At 58.5% G+C, this 7,100-nt stretch carries 6 protein-coding genes and 1 pseudogene; 5 read left to right on the top strand and 2 right to left on the bottom strand.

What is annotated here, in order from left to right; all coding sequences use genetic code 11:
- Positions 1–158 precede the first annotated feature (158 nt).
- The 4 genes and pseudogenes from ASD31_RS07985 (at position 159) to tnpC (ending at position 3,787) form a co-directional block, all read left to right on the top strand.
- The gene (locus tag ASD31_RS07985) at positions 159–1,181 is read left to right on the top strand and encodes an AraC family transcriptional regulator (RefSeq protein ID WP_056331694.1); all 1,023 of its coding nucleotides are present in this window, start codon (positions 159–161) and stop codon (positions 1,179–1,181) included.
- A 268-nt stretch (positions 1,182–1,449) separates the two neighbouring features.
- Positions 1,450–1,839 (top strand): IS66-like element accessory protein TnpA, encoded by a 390-nt coding sequence (tnpA, locus tag ASD31_RS07980; RefSeq protein ID WP_056331692.1) that lies wholly within the window; start codon positions 1,450–1,452, stop codon positions 1,837–1,839.
- Complete coding sequence (gene tnpB, locus ASD31_RS07975; protein WP_037103391.1) at positions 1,836–2,192, top strand: IS66 family insertion sequence element accessory protein TnpB; 357 nt, start codon at positions 1,836–1,838, stop codon at positions 2,190–2,192. Before tnpA ends, tnpB begins: the two co-directional genes overlap by 4 nt.
- A gap of 71 nt (positions 2,193–2,263) precedes the next feature.
- A pseudogene (gene tnpC / locus ASD31_RS07970) lies at positions 2,264–3,787 on the top strand (IS66 family transposase).
- Between the two features lie 8 nt (positions 3,788–3,795).
- Here tnpC and ASD31_RS07965 read toward each other — a convergent pair.
- Positions 3,796–4,200, bottom strand: a complete 405-nt coding sequence (locus tag ASD31_RS07965; RefSeq protein WP_056331690.1) for a hypothetical protein — start codon at positions 4,198–4,200, stop codon at positions 3,796–3,798.
- An 810-nt stretch (positions 4,201–5,010) separates the two neighbouring features.
- Here ASD31_RS07965 and ASD31_RS07960 point away from each other — a divergent pair.
- Positions 5,011–5,970, top strand: coding sequence for an alpha/beta hydrolase family protein (locus tag ASD31_RS07960; protein ID WP_056331688.1), 960 nt, complete (start codon positions 5,011–5,013; stop codon positions 5,968–5,970).
- Positions 5,971–6,436: 466 nt separating this feature from the next.
- Here the strand turns inward: ASD31_RS07960 and ASD31_RS07955 are convergent, their stop codons facing one another.
- The gene (locus ASD31_RS07955) at positions 6,437–6,751 is read right to left on the bottom strand and encodes an EthD family reductase (protein WP_056331685.1); all 315 of its coding nucleotides are present in this window, start codon (positions 6,749–6,751) and stop codon (positions 6,437–6,439) included.
- Between the last annotated feature and the right edge of the window lie 349 nt (positions 6,752–7,100).

Raw genomic sequence — 7,100 nt, 5'->3', positions numbered from 1 at the left:
GCATCAGCCGAAGCTTGGATCATGATCGCCCACATTCGCCTGATAACCAGACGGCTTGCAAGGTATGGATATCGTTGAATGCTTTTCGAATCCGACTCTGAGAACCTGGTTGGCATCAGCCAAAGAGAACTCTCAATGCCGATGTGGAGATGGTGGTGATGAGCGCAATCCCGGCCGATAGGTGCAAGATGCCGCAGGCCTTCTGGCGGGCATTTGAAGAAGCGGGGGTAAAGCCTGCCGCCATTCTGCGGCATGCCCGGCTTCCGGCCAACCTACACTTGAATACCCACGCGCTGCTGTCCACGACCCAGATTTTTGCAATCTACAGAACGGTAGAGGAGCTCGTTGATGACCCTGACTTCGCCATCAAGCTGGTAAAGGCTTTTGACAGGTCCGGTCACCAGCCGGCATTCCTGGCGGCCTGCTATGCCGCCGACTATCGCGACGCATTGGCTCGTATTGACCGCTTCAAGAGGCTCAGTACGTGCGAAAAATTCGTCATTTCAGAAGGCGGCGGGGAACTGACAATATCGAAAGAATGGCCCTACTCGACGCAAAGCGAGCCAGCTCTGTCGATCGATGTCTCGTTCGCATTCGTTGTCCAACTTGGACGAAAAGGGACTGGCCAACATATCGCGCCCCTCCGGGTCGATTTCGCACGTCCTCGATCCGGGGGCGCCGAACACGAAGCATTCTTCGGCTGTCCTATTCGGTATAATGCCACGCGGAACCTCCTTGTGATGAGGTCCAACGACCTTGACAGACCATTCCCGGGACACAACTGGGAATTTCTGGCGCTTCTGACGCCCGCGCTGGCCGCCGCCCGAAGTGGCCTTGAAGCCGAAAGCACCTTTTCTGAGCAAGTGAAAGTCGTTCTCAAGCGCAGTCTCGCCAGTGGCCGACCCGAGATTTCCAGCATTGCTCGAGACCTGGGAACGAGTGAACGCACCCTGCAGCGCCGCATTACCGAGGACGGCACAACGTTTCGGCAGCTTCTGGCTGACGCGCGGCAGGAGTTGGGCGAGCACCTTCTTTCAGATCCAACAATTAGTATCGATGAAGTTGCAGTCCTGTTGGGTTATCAGGACACGAGCTCGTTCTATCGTGCATTCAAGGAATGGCAGGGCGTGACGCCGCACAACTGGCGAGCCCAGAGCGGCGATCGCGCTTCTTTGCACTGATCTTCAAATCGCGCGCACGCCCATCTGACGTCGGCTGACAGTTGCGGCCGTCATTTCAGTGAAAGTCTTGTGGAAGTTCTACTCTAACGGCAGCTCAGCTCAAATCGCTGTCGTCTGGCGCGCGGTTTAGGAGGCTGATTTCCGCCTCCATTGTAAGCGCTGTTATGCTCCCACCTTCCGGATCACTGCTTGATCGTAGATGTTGTGCCCGAACGGGGCTTCGACATATGACGATTACAGGGTTTACGCCTAGCACCAAGGCGATGAGATGGTGCAGCGGTTTGAGGTTTTCACTGGATCAGGTCGCCGCCGCGAATGGAGCGACGAGGAGAAGCTTCAGATTGTTGCCGAAAGTCATAGCGGCGAGATGTCGGTCAGTGCTGTTGCGCGGCGGCACGGTTTGTCGCCTGGTCAGTTGTTCACCTGGCGGCGGCATTCGCGGAAACCATCGGGGCAGACGTCAACGCCGATGTTCGTGCCAGCGGTGATGGATAAGCCTGCAGAGATGCCTTTGAGACGGCGAAAGACGATGGCTAAGAGCACGCCGCTAGCAGTCGCCATCGAGTTGGAGATTGACGGTGCGCTACTCAGGATCGCATCTGGCACGGACAGCGCGACCATCGCAGCGGTCATCCAAGCTATGAAGGCATCGTCGTGATTGGCCCGTCTGGTGCGGTGAAAGTCATGATCGCCACCAAGCCCGTCGACTTCCGCAAAGGCGCAGAGGGATTGGCCGCATTGGTGAAGGCCGAGATGGGTGCTGATCCGTTCTCCGGCACAATCTATGTGTTCCGGGCCAAGCGAACCGACCGCATCAAACTGATATTCTGGGATGGCAGTGGCGTATGCCTGGTCGCCAAGCGGCTTGAGGATGGCGAGTTCCATTGGCCCCGAATGCAGGACGGCGCGATGCATCTGACGGCCGCGCAATTCTCGGCTTTGTTCGAGGGACTCGATTGGAAACGCGTGCATGCGCCAATCGAAACGCGCACCCCCGTTAAGGCCGGATAGCGGCCGCGACCAATTGAATCAGCCGCATCCAATAGCTCGTTTTGCGAGGCAAAATATGCTGTTCTTGTCCCATGACGACAAGGGCGGAAGAGCTTCCGGATGACCTGAACGCGCTGAAAGCGATGGTGCTTTCGCGCGAGGCGGAGAATGCCCGCCTGCGTCAGATCATCAAGGAATTGCAGCGCCACCGGTTCGGTCGCCGCGCCGAAACGCTTCCCGAAGATCAGCTACTTCTGGGCTTGGAAGAAGCCGAGCAGGTCGAAGCGAATGGTCTGGAAGCGAAAGAAGAAGCTTCTGCCCCAGAGCGCCAGGCCCGTGTTGCCAAACGGCGGACGAACCGGGGTTCATTGCCAGCTCACCTGCCACGCATCGAGATGGTCGTCGATATCGATGATCACGCCTGTCCCGACTGCCGCCATGATCTGCATCGGATTGGCGAAGACGTCAGCGAAAAGCTCGACATTGTCCCCGCCCAGTTCCGTGTGCTGGTCGTGCGCCGCCCGAAGTATGCCTGCCGGGCCTGCGAGGATGTCGTGGTTCAGGCTCCGGCTCCCTCCCGGCTGATCGAAGGCGGTATTCCGACCGAAGCAACCGTCGCCCAGGTTCTGGTCTCCAAGTATGCCGATCACCTGCCATTGTACCGCCAAGCGCAAATCTACAAGCGGCAAGGGGTCGATCTCGACCGCTCGACGCTTGCCGATTGGGTCGGCCGGGCCGCCTGGCACCTGCGGCCTGTTCATCAACGGCTGCTCGACGTTTTGAAGACATCATCCAAGCTCTTCGCCGACGAAACGACGGCCCCGGTTCTTGATCCGGGACGGGGCAAGACCAAGACCGGCCAGCTCTGGGCGTATGCCTGAGATGACAGGCCTTGGCAGGGAACCGATCCGCCCGGTGTCGTCTATGTCTACGCGCCGGATCGCAAAGCCGAGCGTCCGATGGCCCATCTCGACGGCTTCGTCGGCATTCTTCAGGTAGACGGCTATAGCGGCTATCGCCCGTTGGCTGCCAAGAACACCGTATCGCTGGCTTTCTGCTGGTCGCACGTTCGTCGGCGCTTTTACGAACTGGCGGCCGCCGGTCCCGCACCCATTGCTAGCGAGGCACTCAGACGCATTGCCGAACTCTACAAGATCGAAGACGAGATACGTGGCCGCACGCACGAAGAGCGCAGCACGGCTCGTCAGGAAAGAAGCCGTCCGATCACCGATAGCCTCGCTCCCTGGCTGCGTGAACAGCTTGGCTTCATCAGCCAGAAGACGAAGCTTGCAGAGGCGATCCGGTACGCACTATCACGCTGGGATGGGCTGACCCGGTTCGTCGACGACGGCCGCATCGAGATCGACTCCAACACAGTCGAGCGATCCATCAGGCCAATCGCCCTCAATCGCAAGAACTCACTGTTTGCTGGCTCCGATGCAGGGGCCGAACACTGGGCAACCATTGCCTCGCTCATTGAGACCGCCAAGCTCAATGGCGCTGAACCGCTTGGCTATCTCACCGACGTGCTTACCAGAATCGTCAACGGCCACCCCAATAGTCAGCTCGACGAGCTGATGCCGTGGAACTACGAAAAGCTCAGGACCGCTGTCTGAGAACACGCCTACGAAGGCTTGTCGTGGACATCCGGCACGTGCGATGGCAAGGCTTTCATGGCGGTATCCATGTTGATGACAGGCATCCCGCGCACATCCACGACTCCCTTGTAGATGAAAGCGATCCCCTTCCGCTGAAGATTAGGATCTGGGATACAAAGGCATGCCTCGATCCTTGAATCGTCGATGACGATAAGTCGCATGCTCTCATTGGCTTCCCGCGGAGAAATGCGGTAGGGCCCGCTGTCGATCATGGCCGCCTCAATAAGGATCAGGAGAGCCGCCGACGGATCCGTCGCCAGATATAAACCGTCCTCGCAATCGAAGTTCTTTCGATCCGGCGCAGACCCGCCGAGCCCGTTGCGAAGGATCGAGGGCAGGTGTCTGTCCCATGTGGCGTGATAGAAAGGCATGGGCGAGAGATAGCTCAGCGTCCACTCCCGGTCAAACCATCCTCACATAGCAATTCGACGCAACACGTCCCTGCTATTTCTCTTTCACGCATTGGCATCTTCGGTCCGTGGTATGGGAGGCCTGCGAAGGGTGGGGTCAGAACAACGCTTACCCTCCATTCGCTGTTTCCTCGACCACTGCCGCCACTAAGGCGAAGATTGCCTGGTGGCGAGCGCTTCCTCAGCATTCAGCCAAAAGCTCCTATTCACTTTGTAGATTGTCAATACTCGTGTGCAGGCACCAGGATCCTGGACCCCAGCGGGGACGGCATCGGCCCAACCACGTGTGAACGACCTGCCGGCTGCTCTGCAGCGGGAGCGATCGAAAATCCCTGTGGAATGCCATGTTCGCGTTCGGCCTAGCGCGAATCCGCTGGCGCATTCTGCATCGGGATCGGCGCCAATTGCCAACCGATTGGCGGCATCCGCAACAATGGTGACGTGACATGCGAATGTCGAGCCAGGGTCTGGCAGGTAGAGTTCTCATGCGCTGCAACCAACAGTGATCAGCCCCAGTTCGGGACTGGCATCATCTGCACCGCGTTAGCCCGGCGGACAGGGCCCGATGCTGATCGCGCCGGGCTACGCACAGGAGAAACGCATGACAAGCGGTACCGGTCCAGACCAGTCCGTAGAAGTCCTCCGCTCCCGCCATTTCAAGCTAAATCGGCGAGGCGTTATGACTGCCTGCGCCGCGTCATTCGCCCTAACATGTGCTGACGCTCGCTTGAGCCCAGCTTTTGCAGCAGATCAGAAGAAAGAGCAAACCCAATGAACAACCCCATCAATTCTGCCGAATACATTCCGGTGAGTACACCGACACCCTTCATGTCGGTCAGCCCGATTGTCTCCTCCGTGCCAGGGCGCCAAACGGAGCTGCAGCTCAAGGCCTCGGTTCCGATGACTGGTGCCGACCTGCCGGTGATCCTCCTGTCCCACGGCCACGGCCAATCGACGTATCTGTCCTCGTTGCGCGGCTATAACCCGCTTGCCGAATTCTATGCCGCGCATGGCTTTGTCCTTATCCAGCCCACGCACCAGGATTCAAAGGCGCTCGGTCTCGATCCGAATGGGCCGGAAGGTCCGCTGTTCTGGCTGTCCCGTGTGCAGGACATGCACTTCATCCTCGATCATCTGAATGAAATCGTCGCTGCCGTTCCGGGCCTTGCCGGTCGCATTGACACCGATCGGGTCGCGGCTGTCGGTCATTCAATGGGCGGCCACACCGTTGGCATGCTCGCAGGCATGCGCGTGACCGATCCAGTTGACGGGAAAAAGTGGAGCCTGCCTGATCCGCGGGTGAAAGCAGGGGTCTTGCTGGCACCTCCAGGCAACGGCAGCGATCTGGCGCCATTCGCGTCGGAACACTACAAAGTCCTGCGCAACACGGTCTATGCAAAAATGACCGCTCCCGCGCTTGTTGTCGCCGGCGATCTTGATCAGAACGGGCATTTCGCGTTGCGAAAGGATTGGCGCGCCGACGCCTACACGTTCAGCCCTGGGCCAAAGATCCTTCTAACGATGTTCGGGGCGAAACACGCGCTCGGCGGCGTCTCCGGCTACGACGTCGCAGAGTCTCAGGACCAGGATTCCGAGAGGCTGGGAGTTGTTCAGCGGCTGACTTGGGCCTATCTCCGCTCCGCCCTTTATCCCGGCGATCCAGCTTGGTCGAAGGCATCTGAGGCACTTATGAGCAGGCCGAATCCCCAGGGCTCGATCAAAACGAAATAGGGGCCCGGAACGCAATGATATCTAGGGGTTCACGACCTCATGGCCGGGAATCCTCGATATTCCTGAGTCGCCTGCGGCGAAAACGGAGCAGCTTTTTCAGATCATCCAGATACTTCGACGGTCTCGCCCCCGTCGCTCCGCTGAGATTGAGCAGCAACCGGAGGTAGGGCAGCGGGCCATCTACTGAGACAACGTGACCAAAAGTCGGCGAGCGGCAGCAATTTCCTCTTTCGGAGGTCAAGTGTACCGTGGCACAGACAGAAAGCGCAACGCAGCACGAAAGTCCGAGACTCTCCTGAAAACCGGAGGGAACGTGGGTCTCAGGTCACTTTCCTTCAACCCCAGCTGGTACAGCTATGCGCTTACAAGAGCATTGGCCGCCCTAGACTCGGAGGTTGGAGAGCCTATGATATTCCCGGAGCCATCGGCCTGCACCGTCTTTCACCAGCTGAGGCGAGTAAGCCGCCTACGCTTCAACTATTTCGCTGAACTGTACAATCGGGGCGATGTCCGTGTAGTTGGCGACGTCCGCCCGAATCTCCGCGCTATGAGAGTTCAATGCCTCAAGAAACGTCTCCAGCGTCTGTGAATAAACGTGGCACGCCGCAACGAACTGAGGACCGCTTCCAGGTTCCCGGCCTTCAATGCCCTTCTCGATCTCGTAGCGCAGGCAGGCATCTCCGAGCTTATCCTGGAGCAATGGCATATGGCGGGTGCGGTAGTAGTCGTGATCGAACTTCGACCCGCCGTCGGCCGGATAGTAGACGCTCATTTTTATCAAGGGGCGCTCTCCTGTCTGAACATGCATCCGTGGGTTCGCCAACTCACAAGTGCATCCAATTCTGGCTGAAGCGAGACACACAATGTGAAGACCGCTATTCCTGCTATTGGCGCAAAACGGCAGAGCCTGTGGACAAAAAGGTGATAGGGCTGGCGCAGAAGCCTTTCACTGTGGCGTCGCCGCCCCCATCGCCGTAAGGGCCGCGGTGCGACAACGTCGCGGGCGCGCAGATCGAAGCCCGCTTCTGTGCCAAGGTCATTTTCTCTCAACGCCGCATACTTAACATTTCCCTGATAAGCGTTCCTGTCTCCTTAAGACGGTTGAGAAACTCGACCGTCGTCAACAAAGA

It is taken from the genome of Rhizobium sp. Root482 (genome assembly GCF_001426565.1).
Classification (GTDB): Bacteria; Pseudomonadota; Alphaproteobacteria; order Rhizobiales; family Rhizobiaceae; genus Pararhizobium.
Note: the sequence above shows the minus strand (reverse complement) of the source record. Positions and strands in the feature narration are given on the sequence as shown.

Bases quoted from the DNA above. Each gene is read 5' to 3' on its own strand.
- ASD31_RS07985 (WP_056331694.1), top strand. From the start codon at position 159: ATGAGCGCAATCCCGGCCGATAGGTGCAAGATGCCGCAGGCCTTCTGG.
- tnpA (WP_056331692.1), top strand. From the start codon at position 1,450: ATGGTGCAGCGGTTTGAGGTTTTCACTGGATCAGGTCGCCGCCGCGAA.
- ASD31_RS07965 (WP_056331690.1), bottom strand. From the start codon at position 4,200: ATGCCTTTCTATCACGCCACATGGGACAGACACCTGCCCTCGATCCTT.
- ASD31_RS07960 (WP_056331688.1), top strand. From the start codon at position 5,011: ATGAACAACCCCATCAATTCTGCCGAATACATTCCGGTGAGTACACCG.